This window comes from Terriglobus sp. (assembly GCF_965201105.1).
Taxonomy (GTDB): Bacteria; Acidobacteriota; Terriglobia; order Terriglobales; family Acidobacteriaceae; genus Terriglobus.
The window spans coordinates 3,215,434-3,234,240 of record NZ_OZ241741.1; the positions used below are offsets into that span (position 1 = coordinate 3,215,434).

Consider the following 18,807-nt stretch of genomic DNA (forward strand, 5'->3'; position numbering starts at 1 on the left):
ACTGTAGGCGTCAGACCGCTTTGCTAAACTGGCGCTGCAACCGCCTACAGCCATGCAGCCGCAAAGGACCCTGAATTGAGCACGATCCCCGCGACGCCGACACCCTCGTTCTCGCTGGCGGAACGCCTCAAGGCGCACCTGCAGATTGCGCGGCTGGACCACTCCATCAAGAATCTGTTTGTGTTGCCGGGCGTGATTGTTCCGCTGAGCACGTACCCCGCGCTGTGGTCGGCGCACCTGTTGTGGATGCTGTTGCTGGCGTTTGTGGCGATCACGCTGGTGGCGTGCAGCAACTACGTGATCAACGAGGTGCTGGACGCGCCGTATGACCGGTTGCATCCGATCAAACGCAACCGGCCCGCGGCGCGCGGCGTGGTGCACACGGGCGCGGCGTATGTGCAATGGATCGCGATGATGCTGGCGGGTGTGGGGATTGGGCTGCTGATTAATCGCATGTTTGCGCTGATCGCGCTGCTGCTGTGGATCATGGGCTGTCTGTATAACTTTCCGCCGGTGCGCACGAAAGACGTGCCGTACCTGGATGTGTTGACGGAAAGCGTGAACAACCCCCTGCGCATGCTGCTGGGGTGGTACGCGGTGACGGCGGTGCTGGTGCCTCCGGTGAGCCTGCTGGTCGCGTACTGGATGATCGGCTGCTACTTTATGGCGCTGAAGCGTTTCAGTGAGTTGAACGAGATCGGCGACCGCAGCGTGGCGGGCGCGTACCGCAAGAGCTTTCAGCGTTACACGCCGGAAAGCCTGCTGGTAAGCGTGCTGTTTTATGCGTCGACCGCGATGCTGTTTCTGGGGGGCTTCATCATCCGCTACCGCATGGAGTTGATTCTGGGGTTCCCACTGGTGGCGTTCACGATGGCGATCTACTTGAAGATTGCGTTCAAGCCGCAGAGCGCGGTGCAGAACCCGGAGAAGCTGTACCGGGAGCCGGTGCTGATGGCAAGCTTTGTGGCGACGACGCTGGTGATGGCGGTGCTGCTGTTTGTGCGCATGCCGCGGCTGGAGCAGTTCTTTACGCCGACGCTGCCCGCGGTATCCACGCCTGGAGTTGTGCCTGCGGCGGCGGTAGTGCCGAGCGGGATTGTTTCAGGGCCTGTGCCAGCGGTTGCACCGGCGGTGCCGGCCCGGTGAATACGCCGCAGGAGCGGCCGGGAGGCGTGGCTGCTGCTGTTGCGCCGCGGCAGGAGTTCGCCGGCGCAGGAGTGCCGGTGCGAGGCGGTGGCGTGCTAGCAGCCTGTAGCATCCTGCTGCTGACGGCGGTGCTGGCGCTGGTGTGGTCGCATGCGCGGCTGATGTGGAACGACGAGTTTCTGTCGTTCTACAGCGATTCGGTGCCGACGCTTGCGGGGGTGCTGCGGGTGCAGATGCACTCGCCGATTTCGCTGGACCCGCCGGCGTATCACCTGCTGAGTCATCTTTCGATGGACGTGGTCGGCCGCGGCGGCACGGCGCTGCGGCTGCCGGCGCTCTGCGGATTTCTGCTGCTGGAGTGGTCGCTATTTCTGCTGGTGCGGCGCATTGCAGGGCACCGTGCCGCGCTGCTGGCGATGGCACTGCCGCTGTGCACGGCAAGCTTCCGGTATGCGGTGGAGGGGCGGCCGTATGGGCTGCTGCTGGGACTGTATGCGGCGGCGGTAGTTTGCTGGTACTTTGCAACGCAAAGTGATCAGAGGACGGACGGCGGAACAGAGATGCCGAGGTCGCGATGGGTGCCGCTGCTTGGTTTGTTTTTGAGCATTGCGCTTGCGATTACGAGCCACTACTTTGGCCTGTTGATTCTGCTGCCGGTGAGTGCAGGGGAGCTGGTGCGCACGGTGCAGCGGCGGCGGTTTGACTGGCCAGTGGTGGGAACGCTGGCAGCGGGCCTGGCGAGCGTCGCGCTGATTCTGCCGGGCAAGGCCGCGCTGCAGCCGTACCAGCGGCACTACTATACGAGCTCGGTCAACCTGCACAATGTGTCGCAGGGCTACCGCGAGCTGTTTGTGCGGTACAACACGTGGCCGGTGCCGCTGCAGCGGGTGTGCGCGGCAATGCTGGCGCTATTGACGGTGTGGCTGCTGTGGGCGATGGTGCGGCGGTTGCGGCAAGGTGCTGCGAAGAACGAGCCGTCAGCGTTTTGGGCGGCGATGCTGGCGCTGGCCGTGCTTCCCTTCTTCGGCTACCTATTCGGCAAGTTCGTGACGCACACGATGGAGGTGCGCTACGTGATCGCGGCGCTGATCCCGTTTGCGGTAAGTATCGCGCTGCTGTTGGAGCGGCGGTTGCGGTCGGCGCGGTTTTTCTATGGCGCGCTGGGTGCGGTGGTGGCGCTGGCCGTGGTGCTAAGCATGGTGCAGATTCGCGCGGAGCAGCGGAGGAGCGAAGGCATTCTGCGCGGCATGAAGATTACGGGGCCGCTGCACGATCTGCTGGTTCGCGACCCGGCGCGGCGGCTGTATACGCAGTCCCTTGGCGACTTTTTTTTGGACGGTTATTACGCGCCGGACCCGGTGATGCGGGAACGCATGACGCTGGTGTATGACGAGGGGAGCGAGGTGCGCTGGTTGCATCACAACACGAACGCGGTGACGGCGGTGAATTTGCAGAAGTTCACGCGGCTGCCGACAGTACCCTACCCGCAGATGCTGACGACAACGGGTGCGCTGCTGCTGGATTACCGCAGCGGCTGGGAGTGGATCGGGGACGACCTGTGCACGCGCGGCGTGTTCACGGAGAACCTGGGCGCGCAGGCCGGAGCGATGCTGTTTCAGTTGCAGCCGACTCCCTATCAATCCGCTGTCGGGCCTGCACCGGCTGACTCAACCTGCGGCGTGTCTGCGCGATGACCGGGGCGTTCGGCACGTTTGGATTGCGGGGATGAGAAGTCTGACTCGCACGTCAGAGCGTGGCGTGTTTGTTGCGCTGGCGCTGCTCTGCGGTGCACTGTATGCGTTGTATTTTGTGCATCTGCGGGCGGACTACCCGAGTGCCTTGCCGGCGGTGGACTGGGCGCGCTACACGGATGAGGGTTGGTATGGCGGGGCGGCGCTGCATCACTTGCAAACGGGTGCGTGGTTTACGCCGAACGGGTTCAATCCGGCGGTGGCGCTGCCGGTGTGGCCGCTGCTGTTGCGGGCATGGTTTGGGTTGACAGGGCCGGGCATGGTGTCGGCGCGCGTGTTGGCGGTGCTGCTGTTTGGCGGGGCGAACGTGCTGCTGTTTGCGTTGCTGCGGCCGCTGACCGGGCGCGTGCTGGCCGCAGTCGCCGTGTTGCTGGCGCTGGCGGATCCGTTTTGCTTTGGGTTTGACCGGCTTGCGATTCTGGAGCCGCTGGTCGCATTCCTTTTCCTGCTGGCGCTTTGGGTGGCGCGGCCGCGCGGAGTTTCCCGTGGCGCGCAAGATTCGGTGTTGCGCAGCACGATCGTGGGCCTCTTGCTGACCGCGCTGGTGTTGACCAAGACGACGGCGGTACTGCTGGCACCGGCTGTGCTGTACCTGCTTTGGCAGTGCGCGCGGACGCACCGGAACGATGCCGGGCACGGGACTTTAGACGTTGCCGTGGACCAGAGTGAGCCCACGCTGGTAGGCGTGCTGCGACGTGTGGCTGGGGATCGGCGCGCATTTGTGGCACCGGCGACGGCGGGGTTCGTTGCCGGTGCGGTGTGGCTTGCCTGGTTTGGATGGTTTGTTCGACCGCATCATCTTGCGGATTACATGCACCTGTTTGCGGTAAATGCGGGCAAGGCGCACGGGCGCACCCTGCTGCCCGTAATGGCGCGCGCGGTGAGCGATGCGACGTGGATGGGCGGCCTCTTGTGGGCGCTGACGTTCGTTCTGTTGGCGGCGTCGCTGCGATACCTGCGGGAGCTTTGGCGCGTGCCGCTGTTTGGCAGCGCGGTGCTGGCACTGGTGCTGCCGATCGGGTTTATCGGCTGGCATACGTGGTTCATTCCGCACTACTACCTGCCGTGCGTTGCGCCCATGCTGCTGGTGATGGCGCTGGGCGTGCATGCGCTGGCGCGGCGGGCGCACCGGCCTGCGGCACCGCGCCGCGTGCGTGTGGCGCACACTGCGGCGATGCTGGTGCTGGAGGCCGCGTTTGCGCTGATGCTGCTTCAAACGCTCAGCGCGGCGTTGCATCCGCAGTACACGTGGTGGGCCGCGGCGCAGGATATTGCGGCGCGCATGCGGAACGATGCGGCGGCTGGGCAGGAGCCGAAGCTGTTGGCCGCATCGGCGGAGGACGTTGCGCTGTTCACGGGCGTGCGCGGCGTCAACCCGGAGTGGCCCATTGGAGGGCTGCCCGCGTTGTTGGCGCAGGAACGGCCGGAGTGGTACGGCGGCTACTTGCCGTGGGATGCGCAACGGATTGCGACGATGCAGCAGATGCTGCCGCTGCGGGAGGTGGCGCGGTACCGCATTCAGCCCGACCCGGACCACGAGGTGTTCGTTCTGTATCGTGTGATGCACCGTTAGCTTCGCCATGGGGCCGCGGTTTGGTTCCATGCCGAAGGCAAATGCGGGTTTCTCCGCTCCGCAGGACGGTGAAGCTGTCCTGCTCCGGTCGAAATGACAAAGTTGTTACCCGGTCGAAGTGACAAGGCTTGCCTTGGTCGAATCGCTCGGCTGGGTTGGAGCTGAGAACGCGAGCGCGACGGGGAGCGTCAGTCCAGTTGCGCGTAAAGTTCATCCCGAACCGCCGCGCGATCACACGCGCCGCCGCGGCGCAGCCAAACGTTCAGGTATTTACTGGAACGCCATGCGATGTCGAGCAGGCCGCCGCGATGCGATCGCGGGCTGGTCGGCAGCAGAAGCAGATAGTACTGCTGTGCCACCGCCGGGCTGCCCAGCACTTCATCGCTCATGACGGTGTAGCTGACGACGACGTCAGGTTGAGCTTCGAGCAGAAAGCCTGCGGGAATGCCGCCCTTGGGCGCGCCGCTGCGCAGTGGCTGGTAGCGCAGCGCGGCGGGTGACGCGATGCCGAAGCCGTCGAGCAGATCGCCGGGGAAGGCCCAGCCGAGGCCGCCGATCTCGGATGCGAGCACACGGCCCTTGGGACAGGTGCGCGCGAGCACCTGCCCCACCTGCAGGTACTCCTGCACGCGGACGTAGTCGCCGCCGTCAATCTGGCTTTTTACCGGGACGGTACCGGCGGCGGCGCCGCGCAGCATGCGTGGAATGCTTTGCGCTGCTGGAGCGACGAGCCAGGCAAGCAGCACGATCTGCGCAGCGGCCAAGGCAGCACGGCCGGCCGCGCCCACGCCTGGCGGCACGGTGAGCAGCAGACCCAGTGCGAGCGGCAATAGATACAGTGGCCGATACCACTCAAACAGGACGGTACGGTGCGCGATGTACTCCGCGATGAGCAGAAGGCCGCTGAGCGCCGCCGCGACCGGCAACCGCTGTTGCCACGATTCCCGCAGCGCACGGCGTTGCCACCACAGGCGCAGCGTCGCGACGCCGAAGACGACAAGCAGCACCGCGACAGCGCCGTCGCGCAAGCGAAAACCGATGAACTGCTGCACGGTGCGGCTGAGCGTGAAGTCGTAGGAGATCTGCTTGGCGCGCATGCTGTTGGGCAACAGGACGTGGAACTGCACGACAGTCCATGCGGCCATGAGCAGAACGATGGCTGCGCCCTCAAGCGCGGCGATCCGGTGGCGGCGCGACCAGAGCAGGGCGGCGACGGTGGCGAGCAGCCACACGGGCAGAAGCTCAAGACGCGTGACGGCGGCCATGGCGAGCAGGGGCAACGCGAAGCCGAGATTTGCCTGTGCCGCTCGCCACGCGCCAAGCAAAAAGACGATGGCGAGCGGCGTTTCCATTTGGCCGACGGAGCTGCTGACCAGAAGCGTGGCAGTGAGCAGTCCGGCAAATAGCGCGAGGACATCACGAGACCACTCACTTTGCGTTGCAAAGTTCCGGCGAGTGATGCTGAATGCCAGGACGCACGCGGCCCACATTAGCAGGGCTTCGAGTACGGGCAGCATGCCGGGGTGTGACGGCACATGCAGCACAGCCATAAGCAGCGTCCAAAGCGGGGACGACGTGGCCATGACGCGCTCGTTGATGTTGAACCAAGCGTGACCGGTTTGCAAGAGGTTGCGAGCGATGCGCAGGTGAATCCAGGTGTCGTCGAAACCCATGTCGCCGAGGCGAAGATGGAGCCAGAGGCTGAACGCGAGGCCGAACGCGGCGAGTGCGACCCAAGCCAGACTGTGTCGCCGCGTTTCGTTCATTCCACTTCAGGATAGCGGGTACAGTCGTTCAGCGGCATATTTCAAGTGGCATGCGCAGCAGGCAACAAGGCTCGGCCTGCAAGCGTGGACTGCTTCTACTGCTTCGTCATGTCCACGGTCATGCCGCGGGTGATGGATGGTGGCATGATCGGAAGCGGCTTGCAGTCCTGTCCCAAGCCAGAGATCGGACCGATCAAACGCGTACCATCTGGACTGGCGAGAACCAAAGCGATGGGCAACGAGAGAGGTACGCTGGGAATGCCGCCAAACCCGACCGTCGACCCGATACGGGTTTCGTTCACCGCGATGTGTGTGGTGCAACTGCTGAAGTGCAGTGCGAGGTCTCCGCTCACAACCGATCTGCCGGTTGCGTCCGGCGCGGTCTCAATCAGCACCGTATCGGCGGTACCCAACGCCACCTGTTTCATTGTCACCGGGTCGGTCCCTGCAACGGAACCGCTAAACGAGCCATTGATCGGTTCATAAAGGCGGCCGTGTGCATCACTCTTGGCCGAACATGGACCGGTCAGCGAGGTCGTAGCGGAAGATTGCTGGTGCGGATCAGACGGAACGTCCATCTCGATCTGAAGTACCCCTCCGTCACTCAAGGGATCGGAGAGTAGGCTGAGGTGACGCGCTGCGTTGAAGGTTCCATGCAGCACGACATCCTGAGGAGGACGAACACAGGCAAAGTTGGGCGAACCGGGTTCAGCTAGCAGAAGGACCTGGCCAGCGCCTGTAACCTGGGTGCCATTGGTCGCGAACGCTCCTTGAAACTGCGCGCCGAATATGGGTGGGAGGGTCACACTTCCGAGCGGGGCGATCGTGAAGGGAGAAACCTCCCATCGGCCATCAATGGCAGCGCCATTTGCGACCGGCGATATTGTGGTCGGCGTAGGGGTCGTGGTGGTGGGTGTAGTGCCAGGCGCGGTACCGCAACCTAACAGAAGCCAAGGTGCCATGGTCAAGACGCACAATACTGCAAAGGAACAGCGTTGCATTGGAAGTGTCTCCTCGTATGCGCAACACGATAGCACCGGAAGACGAGACAAAAAATAACAAGCCCACGCAATACTGCGTGGGCTTGTTCTTTTTTGAACGACAGCGCTTACACGTTGACTCGCTCGATCTCCGTCGCGTTGGCCGGAGTCCCTGGGGCGCCGGGGTGAGTGGCGGTGAAGGTCAGCTTGTCGCCGGTGGCGTCAACCGAGACGTGGTCGCCGTTGTGCACCTCGCCGCTGAGGATGCGCATGGCGAGCGGGTCTTGCAGCAGCCGCTGGATGGCACGCTTCAGCGGACGTGCGCCGTAGGCGCGGTCGTAGCCGGAGCGAAAGAGCAGCGTGCGTGCCGCGTCGGAGAGCGTGATGGTGATCTTGCGATCGCGCAGCAGCTTTTCCAGGTCGTGCAGGCGCAGGTCGACGATGTGCGTAAGCTGTTCCTCGCCGAGTGGGTGAAAGACAACGATGTCGTCGACGCGGTTCAGGAACTCGGGCCGGAAGTGCTTCTTCAGGTCGTCCAGAACGCGCGTCTTGGCGTCGTTGAAGCCTTCTTCCCCAGCAGCCCAGGCGGTAGTCAGGTTGCTGGCGCCGATGTTCGACGTCATGATCAGCACCGTATTCTTAAAGTCGACGGTGCGGCCCTTGGAGTCGGTGAGGCGACCGTCATCGAGCACTTGCAAGAGCACGTTGAAGACGTCGGGGTGGGCCTTCTCGATCTCGTCGAAGAGGATGACGGCGTAAGGACGGCGGCGGACTGCCTCGGTGAGCTGACCGCCCTCGTCGAAGCCGACGTAGCCCGGAGGCGCGCCGATGAGGCGTGCGACGGCATGCTTCTCCATGTACTCCGACATGTCGATGCGGACCATGGCCTGCTCGTCGTCGAAGAGGAACTCGGCGAGTGCGCGGGCGGTTTCGGTTTTGCCGACGCCGGTGGGTCCAAGGAAGATAAAGCTGCCGATGGGGCGCTTGGGGTCGCTGAGGCCCGCGCGCGAGCGACGAATGGCGTTGCTCACCACTTCCAGTGCCTCGTTCTGGCCGACTACGCGCTCCTGCAAACGCGCTTCCATGTGGACGAGCTTCTGCACCTCGCCTTCGAGCATTTTGCTGACGGGAATGCCGGTCCAGCGTGAGACGATTTCGGCGATGTCCTCTTCCTCGACTTCCTCCTTGAGCATGCGATGGGCGGAGCCGGACTTGAGGGCGTCCTGCTCGGCTTCGAGCTCGCGGAGTTCGCGCTCGGCGCGCGGCAGGTCACCGTACTGGATGGCTGCCGCGCGTTCGAGGTTGCCGCGGCGCGACTGGTCGTCCATTTCGAAGCGCAGGCCTTCGACCATCTTTTTCAGCTCGGTGATTTTGCCGATGGCGTCGCGTTCGCGCTGCCAGCGAGCACGCAAACCGCTTGCCTTTTCCTTGAGTTCGGCGAGTTCACGCTCGACCACGGCGAGGCGGTCGCGCGAGTTCTCGTCTTCTTCGCGGCGCAGCGCGGTGGCCTCGATTTCGAGGGACATGGCGCGGCGGTCGATGGCGTCGATTTCCTCCGGCACGGAGCCGATCTGGATGGCGAGCGCGGCGGCGGCTTCGTCGACCAGGTCGATGGCCTTGTCGGGCAGGAAGCGGTCGGCGATGTAGCGGTGCGACAGCTCCGCGGCGGCAATGATGGCCGAGTCCTTGATGCGGACGTTGTGGTGCGCCTCGTACTTTTCCTTCAGGCCGCGCAGGATATTGATGGTGTCCTCGACGTTGGGCTCGCCGACGTAGACCTGCTGGAAGCGGCGTTCGAGGGCGGCGTCCTTTTCGATGTACTTGCGGAATTCGTTCAGCGTGGTTGCGCCGATGGCACGCAGTTCGCCGCGCGCCAGGGCGGGCTTGAGCATGTTGCTGGCGTCGATCGCGCCCTCAGACGCGCCCGCGCCCACAAGCGTGTGCAGCTCGTCGATGAAGAGGACGATCTCGCCATGCGAGTCCTCGATTTCTTTCAGGACGGCCTTGAGTCGCTCTTCGAACTCGCCACGGTACTTGGCACCGGCGAGCATGCTGGCCAGGTCGAGCGAGATGACGCGCTTGTCCTTGAGGCTTTCAGGCACGTCGCCGCTGACGATGCGTCGGGCGAGGCCCTCGACAATGGCGGTCTTGCCGACGCCGGGTTCGCCGATCAGCACGGGGTTGTTCTTGGTGCGGCGCGACAGCACCTGAACGACGCGGCGAATCTCTTCGTCGCGGCCGATGACGGGGTCAAGGCGGCCTTCGCGGGCCTGCCGGGTCACGTCCTTTGCGTACTTTTCGAGGGCCTGGAACTTGCCTTCGGGGTTCTGGTCGGTGACGCGCTGGGTGCCGCGCACGGCGGTCAGGGCGCGCAGGATCGCGTCGTGCGTCGCGCCGACGGCGGTCAGCGCAGCCTGCACGGGTTCGCCGCGCTGCTGCGAAAGCGCGAGCAGAAGGTGCTCGGTGGAGACGAACTCATCCTTGAAGTTGTCGGCCTCTTTGAAGGCCTGTTCCAGCACGCGGTTAAAGGCCGCACCGGCGTTGGGCTGCTGGTTGGCACCCTGCACCTTGGGCAGCTTGCCGATGGCGGCGTTCACGGTTGCCAGCAGTTGCTGCGCGGGCACCTGCATTTTTTCGAGCACGGGCAAAACGATGCCCTCGCGGTCTTCGAGCAGCGCCGCGAGCAGGTGCATGGGCAGCACCTCCGGGTTGCCGTGTTCGGCGGCCATTTGCGCGGCGGCCTGAATGGCCTCCTGCGACTTGACGGTCAGTTTGTCCCATTTGATTGCCATGTTTCTACTCCTGAACTTTGAATCTCATCCAAATCTGTATCGCTGCCGACGCACAAACCGAGATGCCCGCGGAGAGCCAGCCTCCCGCTTCATCGGCCGAACCACCCGAAACGCTGCCGGAAAAGGCCCGGACGATTGCGGCAGTCGTGCTGCTGGCCGTGAGCGGAGGCCTGCTGGACGCAGTCGTGTACCGGCTGCACGGCCACGTCTTCGCCAACGCAATGACGGGCAACATTGTGCTGCTGAGCATCGCTCTGATGGCGCACGATACGGGCCAGGCGATGCGGCACGTGACGCCGCTGGCCGCCTTTGCGCTGGGTGTGATGCTTGCCAAGTATCTGCTGCAGTTTCATCGCGCCTCGTCATTGCGGCTCGCCCTCTTCATTGAGATGGCGGGGCTTGCCATCGCAGGAGCCCTGCCCCTGCGCTTTCCTTCGCATACGCTGGTCGGCCTGGTCGCGCTGACCGCGGCGCTGCAAATTACCGTGTTTCGCAAACTGGGCAGCTTTGGCTTCAACACCACGTTTGTGACCGGAAACCTGCGGTCCGCCTTTGACGGTGCGTTCGACCTTGTGTTTCCGGTTGCCGCCCCGGGTGGTACGCCGGAACAGACACGGCGGCGCGGACTTCATCTGTTTCGCGACCTGGGCCTGATCTGCCTCGGCTTTCTGGCCGGGGCGCTACTCGGCGCTTTTTGCGCGCCGCGCCTCGGCAACCGCAGCTTCTGGATCGCCGATCTGCTGCTGCTGGCGGTCGGCCTGTTGCTGCGCGGCACCGAAGCGACGCGGAGTGAAAGGTAGGGGCTGCCGAGTCCTGCTCAGCAGCCCCCGCGCTCAACGCCGGCGGAGCAGAGTTCGCTCCCCGCGGGCACCTCGCCTGCCTGTGCTATCCGGCGGAGCGCTGAGTGCGCCAGCCCGGGTTTGCCGGACCGGTCGGAACCGGCTTATGCCTGCGCCGGCTTTGCCTCGGCGTCGGTGGCGGGCTGGTTGGCCTCGCCTTCCACGGTCTTGCCCTGCTCGACGACTGGGGCGGCGACGCTGACCTTGATCTGCTTGGGCTGTGCGGCAGCCTTTTTGGGCAGCTCGACCGTGAGCACGCCGAACTCGGAGTGCGCGTTGACCTGCTCGGTGTCGACGGTCTGCGGAAGGGTGAAGCTGCGGGCAAAGGTGCCGAAGCGGCGCTCGATGCGGTGGAAGTTCTCCTGCTTCAGATCCGTGTGGGCCTTCCGCTCGCCTTCAATGCTGAGCGTGTTGTTCTCCACGCGGATGTTCAGGTTTTCGGGAGCGATGCCGGGCGTTTCGAGGGTGAGGACAATTTTGTTGGCGTCCTCGTAGACGTCGACTGCGGGAACGAAGCTGCCGCTGCTCTGAGGCCGTGCGAAGTCCTGGAAGAGGCTGTTGAGCAGACGGTTCTGGAGTGCGGTGGCGTCGTGAACCGGGACGAAGCGACGGGTGATGGTCATGGTGCGGTGTCTCCTTGAGCGTTGCCGACTGAGGTCGGCTCAGTAGATATGACGCACATAGGAGTGAAAGGGATGCAATTAATGTGAGTGTTCGGGACTCATGCTTCAGGTCCGTTTAGCAGAATGCTCGACGAAGCTTTATACCCGATGATTGCTTCGTAATGCGACCTCAGGGGCTAAAGCCCGGCTTTTTGGGGTCGGCTTACGGCACAGCTAAAGCTGTGCCCTTCCGATGAATGTTCCCGGACACCTGCCCGCATGTTGTCGCAGGGTAACGGCGGAAGAGAGATGGTGGGCAGCTAGGTTGTGAGCGGGAGTGGAAGGCCGGCGCGGTCGTAGAGCTCGGGGCGGGATGCGGCCCAATGGTCGGCGAGCCAGTCGTCGGCGGGGCGGTCGTAGTAGTTCCAGGGGATGTGGCGGGCGTTCATGCCGATGAAGTGAGCGCCGCAAGTGCCGAAGTTGGGGGTTTTGGGCCAGAACGGGGAGGACAGATTGACCTCGGCGAGGCGGACGAGGTGGAGGGTGCCGCCGTGGAGGTCAGGCAGGCAGGCCACCGCGGCGGCCTGAAGGCCCTGTTCTTCGATTTCGCCGGAAAGGTCGAGAGGCTTGCCGATGAGGCGGCGGCTGTCCGCGTCGGCCTGCGTTAGCGCTAACGTAAGCGCCTGGCCGAGATCGACGCCGGGCGGCAGGCCGCGGATGCCGGCATTGAGGCCGCGGACACCGAGCGTGGTGAGGGCTGTGTCGAGTTGCGGGTCGAAGGCGCCGAAGCAGCGGTCCACGTCTTCGGCGAAAAGGTAGGAGGCGGGTTCGGCGAGCCACTGTTGGAGGCCGGCGGGAAGGTCCCAGAGGATGACGTCGTTGTCGATGGCGAGTTCGTAGCGGTCGGGGAAGGTGCGGAGCGGGGCGAGCTTCCAGCCCATGCCTTCGATGCAGTTGTGATCGCCGGTGCCGAGCTTCGACCCGAGCCAGGGGGTGAGTTGCGGGGCGAGGCCGGCGCGAGTGACGAGTTGCCAATCGACGAGGACTTCAGCGCGCGGAGGCAGGTTGCCGGTGCGCTGCTTGGCTTCGTCGACGGTGATGCCGTTGACGCAGACGAGGTATTTGGTGGAGCGGCCGAAGAGGCGGACGGCGCAGGCTATGGAGAGGCGTAGCATCTCGAAGCCACGGTCGCGGACGTCGCCGATGGTCCAGCGGACGGCGAGGCGGTCGGCGTTGGGGAGGATGTTGGGGGTCACAGGGTGCTTGATGCTACTTTTCTGCGAAGCGTCATACCGGGAGAGCAATCACCTGGGCGGCTAAAGCCGCGTTCCGTTTTGCGATTTCGGTTCTACCTCGGCGGCTAAAGCCGCGTTCAGGTTTGCGGTTTCGGTTCTACCTCGGCGGCTAAAGCCGCTTCCCGTTTTGCGATTCTGGTTCTAGCTCGGCGGCTAAAGCCGCTTCCGGGCAGAGAGAGAGAGAGGGTGGGGCGCTGCTCGACGTGCCAGAGCTGTTTATAGGATTCGCCGCCGCGGAGCATGTCGACCGTGGTGAAGCCGTCGCGGGCGGCGGCGGCGATGAGCAGGGCGAGCAGGACGGTGCCGGGGCGCAGGTCTCGATGCTGGAGCGAGAAGGCGGGCAGGTAAAGGTAGAGGGTGCGGGCGGGTTTGACGGGATCGTCGGCTTTAGCGGGATCGTCTGCTCTGCCGGGATCGTCTGCTCTGCCGGGATCGTCTGCTTTGCCGGGGTCGTCGGCGAGGGCGTACATGAGGCCGAGTGGGTCGCCGTTGCGGGTGAGGGTCGCGAGACGGAGCAGGCCGGCGGCGGCGAGCAAAGGGAGCGCTTCGCGGTGCCAGTCGAGGACGCCCGCGTCGTCCAGGACGCCGGCTTCGCCGCGTTCCTGCCAGCGGGTGCTGTGCAGTTGGACCAGAATTTCGAAGTGTTCGCGGCAGTTTGCGGCGGTGGCGAACGTGAGTTCCAGGATCGCGTCGCGCCCGGCGCGGTTGCGGTAGTACATGGCGTTGCGGCGGATCTTTGCAGGAAGGTCGGCGAGCGGGACGGCGGGAAGGATAGAGGTGGGCTCGGCTGGGGTTTCGGTCGCGCCGAGGTTGCGAAGGGCCTTCGTGAGGAGGGAGCCGGGGCGAAGCTGGACGGCGTCGAGGGTGTCGAAGTCTCGGGTTTGGAGGAGAGCCTGGAGGCCGGCTTCGACGTGGGCGAGGGTGCAATCGGGGGCGAAGATGCCGTCGAGGTAATCGCTGGTACCGGCACCGAGAAGGAGGAGTTTGCGTGGACCGCCGTTTGGTTCGGGGTAGAGGTAGAAGGGCAGAAACGCGATGGGCTTTCCTGCGTTGGAGATGACGATGGCGCGGAGGCCGGGCTGACCGAAGTGATGCCACCAGGGCAGGAGCCAGGCGGGGTGCTGGAAGGGGGTGCGGTTCGGGTCGGTGTGCCAGAGGGCCGTCCATTCCGTAGCGAAGGCTTCGAGAGCTTCGGTGGTGCGGAGGATGGTGACCGTTGCGTTCACGTTCATCGCGGCCTCTAGCAAAATGCGGGTTTCTCCACTGCGCACTCACGATGAAGCTGTGAGTGCTTCGGTCGAAATGACAAGGTTTTTGCAATGTTTCCAGGTTTTGCAATGTACCCCAGGACAAATTGCATTGTGCCCAGGGACAAGGCCGGCGAGTTTTCCGCGAGCACCGACTACGGTTGCTGCTGGCTCCGGTTCGGGTCAGGCATAGCGGGGTTGGGTTTGTGGTTGGGCGTTGAGGATGCGGGAGTAAAGGTCGAGGTAGTCCCTGGTCATGCGGTCGCGGGAGAAGCGGTCTTCGGCGGCCCGGCGGCAGGCGTGGCGGTCGAGGGAGCCGACGCGGGCGATGGCTTCGGCCATCTCCGTGACGTTGTTGACGAGGAACCCGGTGACGCCGTGTTCGATGATTTGGGGCAGGGCGCCGGAGCGGTAGGCGATGACGGGGGTGCCGGCGGCGAGGGCTTCCATGGCGACGAGCGAGCTGGTTTCGGGCGCGAGGGTGGGGTGAAGCAGGCAGCGGGCGGCCGCGAGAAGTCGCTGCTTGCGGCGCGGTGGAAGCGGGCCAAGGAAGCGGTGCTGGTCGCGCAGACGGGCTGCGCCGTGCAGACGGGCTGCGCCGTGCAGGGCCGGGCGGAAGCGGGAGCGCTCGTATTCAAGGTGGGTGCTGTACGGGAAGGTCTGGCCGCCGACGAGGACGCGCAGGCCGGCGAGGGTGCCGGCCATGAGTGCCTGGTGCAGGTTCTTTTCAGGGCAGATGCGGCCGAGCGCGATGGCGAAAGGCCGTGCGCTGCCTGCGTGCCATTGGTTGGAGCGTGGGGAATCGCTGATGCCGCGCGGACCGGATGCGTGCCGAGGGTAGGGCGGAAGCTCGACTCCGTTTTCAATGACGGCGGCGTCGCGGTCGGGGCAGGCCTGTTTCTGGTGCGCGGAGACGCACTGGAAGTGCAGATTGCGGCCTTGCATGTTCCACATGGCAGCGGGATACCAGCTGATGGGCATGTGGAGCGTGACCAGGGTGGGCAGTTTGGCGGGCAGGCGGTAGTTGTGCCAGTCGAGGCCGTGCATGTGGACGAGGTCGAAGTGCCCGGAGGCAAGGGCGTGGTCGATGGTTTGCTGGTAACGGCTTTGCCAGAAACGCCGGTCGGAGTCGCTGCTATCGAACCGGCCGTGCGGAACGGGTGCGCTGTAGAGGTGCCCCATGGCTTTGGAGCCCTCGCAGGCGACGACGGCGGAGCTGTGGCCGGCGAGTGTAAGGGCGCGGTCGAGATCGGTGAGGACCTGTTCGGCGCCACCGCAGGCGCGCGGGCCCACGGGCGCGTAGGGGTAGGCGATGTGCAGGACGCGCAGCTTCATGCGGCGCCACCCTGCGCTGCGGCGGCACCCTGCGCTGCGGCGGGATTGTGCGGTGCGGCGGAATTGTGCGGCTGCAGCTCTGATATCGCGGCGGTAGCAAGCTCGCAGAAGCGCGATGGGTTGAGGCCGGGGATGAAACGCTGATAGTAGGCCGGCCATGGATGCGGCGGCTGACGAAAGTCATAGGCGGGCGCGACGCGGAAGCGTTCCGTATGCAGAGCGGGGCCAAAGAGGTCCAGGATGCCGCGCTGCGTTTCAAAGGCGGCGAAGACTGCTTCTTTGCTCTCGCGCTGCGCTGGGGTGAGCGGGAAGTCGCAGGCTTCGCCGTCGCGCTCTTGCAGGAAGGCGCCAGTGGTGAAGTTGCCAAGGTGATCGTCGAAGTAGAACGGAGACTCGACGATGAGCGGTTGCTTCCCGGGCAGGGATGCCACGGCCTGATGCACGGCGAAGGCACAGGCGTCGTGATCGACGTGGCCGGCTTCGTAGGGGTGCGTGAAGACGACGTCGGGCTGCTCGGATTGCAGGGTTTTCGTGATGTCTTGAACGAGCGAGGCGAGGTGATAGGCGGCCTCTTTGTCGGAAAGGTTGAGCGAGCGGTGGCGGGCCTCGGGGAGACCGCCGGCGGCAAAGGCGGCACGCAGTTCGAGGGCGCGGGTGGCGCGGTATTCGTCCCGGGAAAGGCCGAGGCGGGTGCCGTCGGCGTTGTCGGCGGGCGCGCCGTCGGTGACCTGGAGGAAGAGGGCGTTGCGAAAGAGCGGGAGCTGGCCGCCGACGGCGATGGCCTCATCGTCTGGGTGCGCGTAGACGAAGAGCACGCGCGGGGAGGAGGCCGTGTCCTGCTGATGTAACTGCTGGAAGATCTGAGTGACCTGCGCGCGCGACAACCTTTGCTCCGTTGGGCTGGCTGCGGATGCAGGCTTCCCATGTAGAAGGATGCAGGTGCGCGGCTGTGCTTTGCTTGTGCTTTCCGCTTCTTTGCTTGTGCTTTCCGCCTCCCTGCTGTGCTGCTGCATTGGCGCAAAACCGCGGGGGCTGCGTGTGGCGAGCAGTTTCACGATGCAAGTGAGTGCGGCTCAAGCGAACGCATCGGCTGTTGCCCATTGCTGGAAAGAAAGTTTCGAAGAAGGGGACGAAAGTACGTCGTAGAGCATCTACCGTTCGCAGCAGTACGAGGAGACAGAATCGATGCGCTTTGCACACACTGCCACAATTGCCACGATGATCTGCGGAGCGGCGCTGGCCGCCTCTGCCGGCGCACAGAGCCTGAAACAGCGCGAGATGATCGCCAATGACAAGAAGCAGGTTGCCGAGCATCTGGCCGCCGCGAACAAGACCTGCGGCAGCAATGTGCAGATCAACACCGACTACAGCACCTTTGCCGACGTGGAGACGTCGCCGGATAACCCGAACCAGCAGAGCCCGTGGGCGTTCATTGTGAACGTGACCGACGCCATGGACTCGTTGTGCCGGAGCAGCCCGGAGGCAAAGGAGGCGGTGGCGACCAAGCTGAAGACAGTGAACGTCCGCCACGCGGCTGCGGAATCGGAGAGCTACAGCAACGGCGTGCTGACGTATGCGGTGCCGTACCAGGGGACGAGCTACCAAAAGATTATGGCGTTGCTGCGCGACAAGTTGTAGCGCAGAGCCATGCGTAAACGAAGAAAGGCCGGGCGGGGTGCCCGGCCTTCCTCTGTTGGTGGAGGTATGTGGGTTAGCGTATGCCGGCGAGGGCGGTGGCGTGGTCGAGGCCGTGCTGGACGGCGGCGGATGCCTTGCCGTTCATGCCGGCCTTCGCGTCGAGTGCCTTCTGCGTTTCCTGGCGGACGCGCTTGCCGTAGTCCTGGTCGGCCTGGTCGAAGAAGGTGTAGAGCTTTTCGCGGTTGTAGTCGGTGCAGTCGGCCAGGGCGCCGCCCAGATTCATGACCAGCTCATCGCGTTGTTCGGCAGTGAGGATGGTGCGGTAGGCGTCGCCTGCCTGGGCGAAGTCGTTGGTGCGGTCAATCTTCTGGCGGACCAGCTTGCCATTGACCTCTGGGGTGTACTCTACGCCGTTGCGGGTGGCTTCCTTCAGGCCGCCGAGTGAACTGGGCTCGTAGTTCACATGCGGGTTCTGGTTGGGGGCGACGTTCACGTCGAAGGCCATGGAGCCGTCGCGCTGGCCGGTGAAGACGGGGCAGCCGATGGGCTTGTTGATGGGCAGCTGCAGGTAGTTGGTGCCGACGCGGTAGCGCTGGGTGTCCGAGTAGCTGAAGGTGCGGCCGACGAGGAGCTTGTCGTCCGAGAAGTCGAGGCCGTCGACGAGGACGCCGGTGCCGAAGGCGACCTGCTCGGTTTCCGCGAAGAAGTTGGAGGGGTTGCGGTTGAGCACGATTTTGCCGACGGGCAGGAAGGGGAACTGTTCACGCGGCCAGATCTTGGTGGCGTCGAGCGGATCGAAGTCGAGCTCAGGGTGCTCGTCGTCGCTCATGATCTGAACGAACATTTCCCACTCGGGGTAGTTGCCGGACTCGATGGAGTCGTAGAGGTCCTGGGTGGCGTGGTTGAAATTGGTCGCCTGGACCTGGTTCGCTTCGTCCTGGGTGAGGCCCTTGACGCCGACCTTGGGTTCGAAGTGGTACTTGACCAGAACGGCGCGGCCGTCCTTGTTGACCCACTTGTAGGTGTTGACGCCGGAGCCCTCCATGAAGCGATAGCTGGCCGGGATGCCGTATTGGCTGAACAGATAGGTGACCATGTTGGTCGCTTCGGGGGTGTTGGCGATGAAGTCGAAGAAGCGGCCGTTGTCCTGGCGGTTGGTCAGCGGGTCCGGCTTGAAGGCGTGCACCATGTCTGGGAACTTGGTGGCGTCGCGGATAAAGAAGACCTTGAGGTTGTTGCCGACCAGGTCCCAGTTGCCGTCTTCGGTGTAGAACTTGATGGCGAAGCCGCGCGGGTCGCGCAGGGTTTCGGGCGAGTGGGTGCCGTGGATGACGGTCGAGAAGCGGACAAAGATGGGGGTCTGCTTGCCGGACTCCTGGAAGAGCTTGGCGCGGGTGAACTCGCTGACCGGTTCGTCGCCGCACTTGCCGTAGGCCTCAAAGTAGCCGTGGGCGCCGGCGCCGCGGGCGTGGACGACGCGCTCAGGGATGCGCTCGCGGTCGAAGTGGGTGATCTTTTCGAGAAAGTGGTAGTTCTCAAGCACCGCGGGTCCGCGGGCACCGACGGTGCGCAGATTCTGGTTGTCGGGCACGGGGTGGCCCTGGCGGGTGGTCAGGGTCTGGGCTTCGTATTGGGTGCCGTTGGGCGCGCTCGCATGCGAGGCATTGCTGTTGCCGTTTGCGCCGTTGCCGTTGGAAGCGCCATTGCCCGCGCCGTTGCCGTTCTTCATCTCTGCCATACGCGAATGTCTCCTATGGTGTGCTGAGGGCGGGCCAGGCATCGTGGGTCGGGTCGTCCGCGGCTACCCCATCATTCTTACGCAGATGAGAACTGTTATCAAACA

Annotated in this window: 14 protein-coding genes; 5 read left to right on the forward strand and 9 right to left on the reverse strand. The window is 64.4% G+C overall.

Going from position 1 to position 18,807, the window contains the following annotated elements; translation table 11 throughout:
• Positions 1–75: 75 nt before the first annotated feature.
• From ACOFKT_RS14245 to ACOFKT_RS14255, 3 genes are read left to right on the forward strand one after another with little or no spacing between them, the layout of a single operon-like run.
• Entirely contained in the window at positions 76–1,146 is a 1,071-nt protein-coding gene (locus ACOFKT_RS14245) for a UbiA family prenyltransferase (RefSeq protein WP_419804644.1), read from the forward strand.
• Positions 1,143–2,840, forward strand: a complete 1,698-nt coding sequence (locus ACOFKT_RS14250; RefSeq protein WP_419804645.1) for a glycosyltransferase family 39 protein — start codon at positions 1,143–1,145, stop codon at positions 2,838–2,840. Before ACOFKT_RS14245 ends, ACOFKT_RS14250 begins: the two co-directional genes overlap by 4 nt.
• Positions 2,841–2,871: 31 nt before the next feature.
• On the forward strand, positions 2,872–4,470 hold the full coding sequence (locus ACOFKT_RS14255) for a glycosyltransferase family 39 protein (protein ID WP_419804646.1): 1,599 nt from the start codon (positions 2,872–2,874) through the stop codon (positions 4,468–4,470).
• 188 nt (positions 4,471–4,658) lie between these two features.
• On the opposite strand, the gene ACOFKT_RS14260 is transcribed toward ACOFKT_RS14255, so the two are convergent.
• From ACOFKT_RS14260 to clpB, 3 genes are all read right to left on the reverse strand, one after another.
• Positions 4,659–6,236, reverse strand: coding sequence for a hypothetical protein (locus tag ACOFKT_RS14260; RefSeq protein ID WP_419804647.1), 1,578 nt, complete (start codon positions 6,234–6,236; stop codon positions 4,659–4,661).
• A gap of 95 nt (positions 6,237–6,331) precedes the next feature.
• Positions 6,332–6,670 (reverse strand): hypothetical protein, encoded by a 339-nt coding sequence (locus ACOFKT_RS14265; protein WP_419804648.1) that lies wholly within the window; start codon positions 6,668–6,670, stop codon positions 6,332–6,334.
• Positions 6,671–7,344: 674 nt separating this feature from the next.
• Positions 7,345–10,008, reverse strand: a complete 2,664-nt coding sequence (clpB, locus tag ACOFKT_RS14270) for an ATP-dependent chaperone ClpB (protein ID WP_419804649.1) — start codon at positions 10,006–10,008, stop codon at positions 7,345–7,347.
• Positions 10,009–10,025: 17 nt separating this feature from the next.
• Between clpB and ACOFKT_RS14275 the strand changes: the two genes are divergently transcribed.
• Positions 10,026–10,808 carry a YoaK family protein gene (locus ACOFKT_RS14275; protein WP_419804650.1) on the forward strand — a complete coding sequence of 261 codons (783 nt, stop codon included), beginning with the start codon at positions 10,026–10,028 and terminating at the stop codon, positions 10,806–10,808.
• Positions 10,809–10,951: 143 nt separating this feature from the next.
• Here ACOFKT_RS14275 and ACOFKT_RS14280 read toward each other — a convergent pair whose 3' ends face one another.
• The 5 genes from ACOFKT_RS14280 to ACOFKT_RS14300 form a co-directional block, all read right to left on the reverse strand.
• Positions 10,952–11,470, reverse strand: coding sequence for an Hsp20/alpha crystallin family protein (locus tag ACOFKT_RS14280; protein WP_419804651.1), 519 nt, complete (start codon positions 11,468–11,470; stop codon positions 10,952–10,954).
• A gap of 299 nt (positions 11,471–11,769) precedes the next feature.
• A complete protein-coding gene (locus ACOFKT_RS14285) occupies positions 11,770–12,753 on the reverse strand; it encodes a hypothetical protein (protein ID WP_419804652.1) in 984 nt (327 codons plus the stop codon).
• A gap of 68 nt (positions 12,754–12,821) precedes the next feature.
• The gene (locus ACOFKT_RS14290; protein ID WP_419804653.1) at positions 12,822–13,976 is read right to left on the reverse strand and encodes a GNAT family N-acetyltransferase; all 1,155 of its coding nucleotides are present in this window, start codon (positions 13,974–13,976) and stop codon (positions 12,822–12,824) included.
• A 198-nt stretch (positions 13,977–14,174) separates the two neighbouring features.
• Positions 14,175–15,326, reverse strand: coding sequence for a glycosyltransferase (locus tag ACOFKT_RS14295; protein ID WP_419804654.1), 1,152 nt, complete (start codon positions 15,324–15,326; stop codon positions 14,175–14,177).
• Positions 15,323–16,210, reverse strand: coding sequence for a PIG-L deacetylase family protein (locus tag ACOFKT_RS14300; RefSeq protein WP_419804655.1), 888 nt, complete (start codon positions 16,208–16,210; stop codon positions 15,323–15,325). The genes ACOFKT_RS14295 and ACOFKT_RS14300 overlap by 4 nt, the downstream gene beginning before the upstream one ends.
• Positions 16,211–16,511: 301 nt before the next feature.
• Here ACOFKT_RS14300 and ACOFKT_RS14305 point away from each other — a divergent pair, with 301 nt between their 5' ends.
• A complete protein-coding gene (locus ACOFKT_RS14305) occupies positions 16,512–16,964 on the forward strand; it encodes a hypothetical protein (RefSeq protein ID WP_419804656.1) in 453 nt (150 codons plus the stop codon).
• Between the two features lie 73 nt (positions 16,965–17,037).
• Here the strand turns inward: ACOFKT_RS14305 and ACOFKT_RS14310 are convergent, their stop codons facing one another.
• Positions 17,038–18,702 carry a catalase gene (locus tag ACOFKT_RS14310; RefSeq protein ID WP_419804657.1) on the reverse strand — a complete coding sequence of 555 codons (1,665 nt, stop codon included), beginning with the start codon at positions 18,700–18,702 and terminating at the stop codon, positions 17,038–17,040.
• Positions 18,703–18,807 lie beyond the last annotated feature (105 nt).

Coding starts and splice junctions, on each gene's coding strand:
- ACOFKT_RS14255 (WP_419804646.1), top strand. CDS start 2,872: ATGAGAAGTCTGACTCGCACGTCAGAGCGTGGCGTGTTTGTTGCGCTG.
- ACOFKT_RS14260 (WP_419804647.1), bottom strand. CDS start 6,236: ATGAACGAAACGCGGCGACACAGTCTGGCTTGGGTCGCACTCGCCGCG.
- clpB (WP_419804649.1), bottom strand. CDS start 10,008: ATGGCAATCAAATGGGACAAACTGACCGTCAAGTCGCAGGAGGCCATT.
- ACOFKT_RS14280 (WP_419804651.1), bottom strand. CDS start 11,470: ATGACCATCACCCGTCGCTTCGTCCCGGTTCACGACGCCACCGCACTC.
- ACOFKT_RS14290 (WP_419804653.1), bottom strand. CDS start 13,976: ATGAACGTGAACGCAACGGTCACCATCCTCCGCACCACCGAAGCTCTC.
- ACOFKT_RS14295 (WP_419804654.1), bottom strand. CDS start 15,326: ATGAAGCTGCGCGTCCTGCACATCGCCTACCCCTACGCGCCCGTGGGC.
- ACOFKT_RS14305 (WP_419804656.1), top strand. CDS start 16,512: ATGCGCTTTGCACACACTGCCACAATTGCCACGATGATCTGCGGAGCG.
- ACOFKT_RS14310 (WP_419804657.1), bottom strand. CDS start 18,702: ATGGCAGAGATGAAGAACGGCAACGGCGCGGGCAATGGCGCTTCCAAC.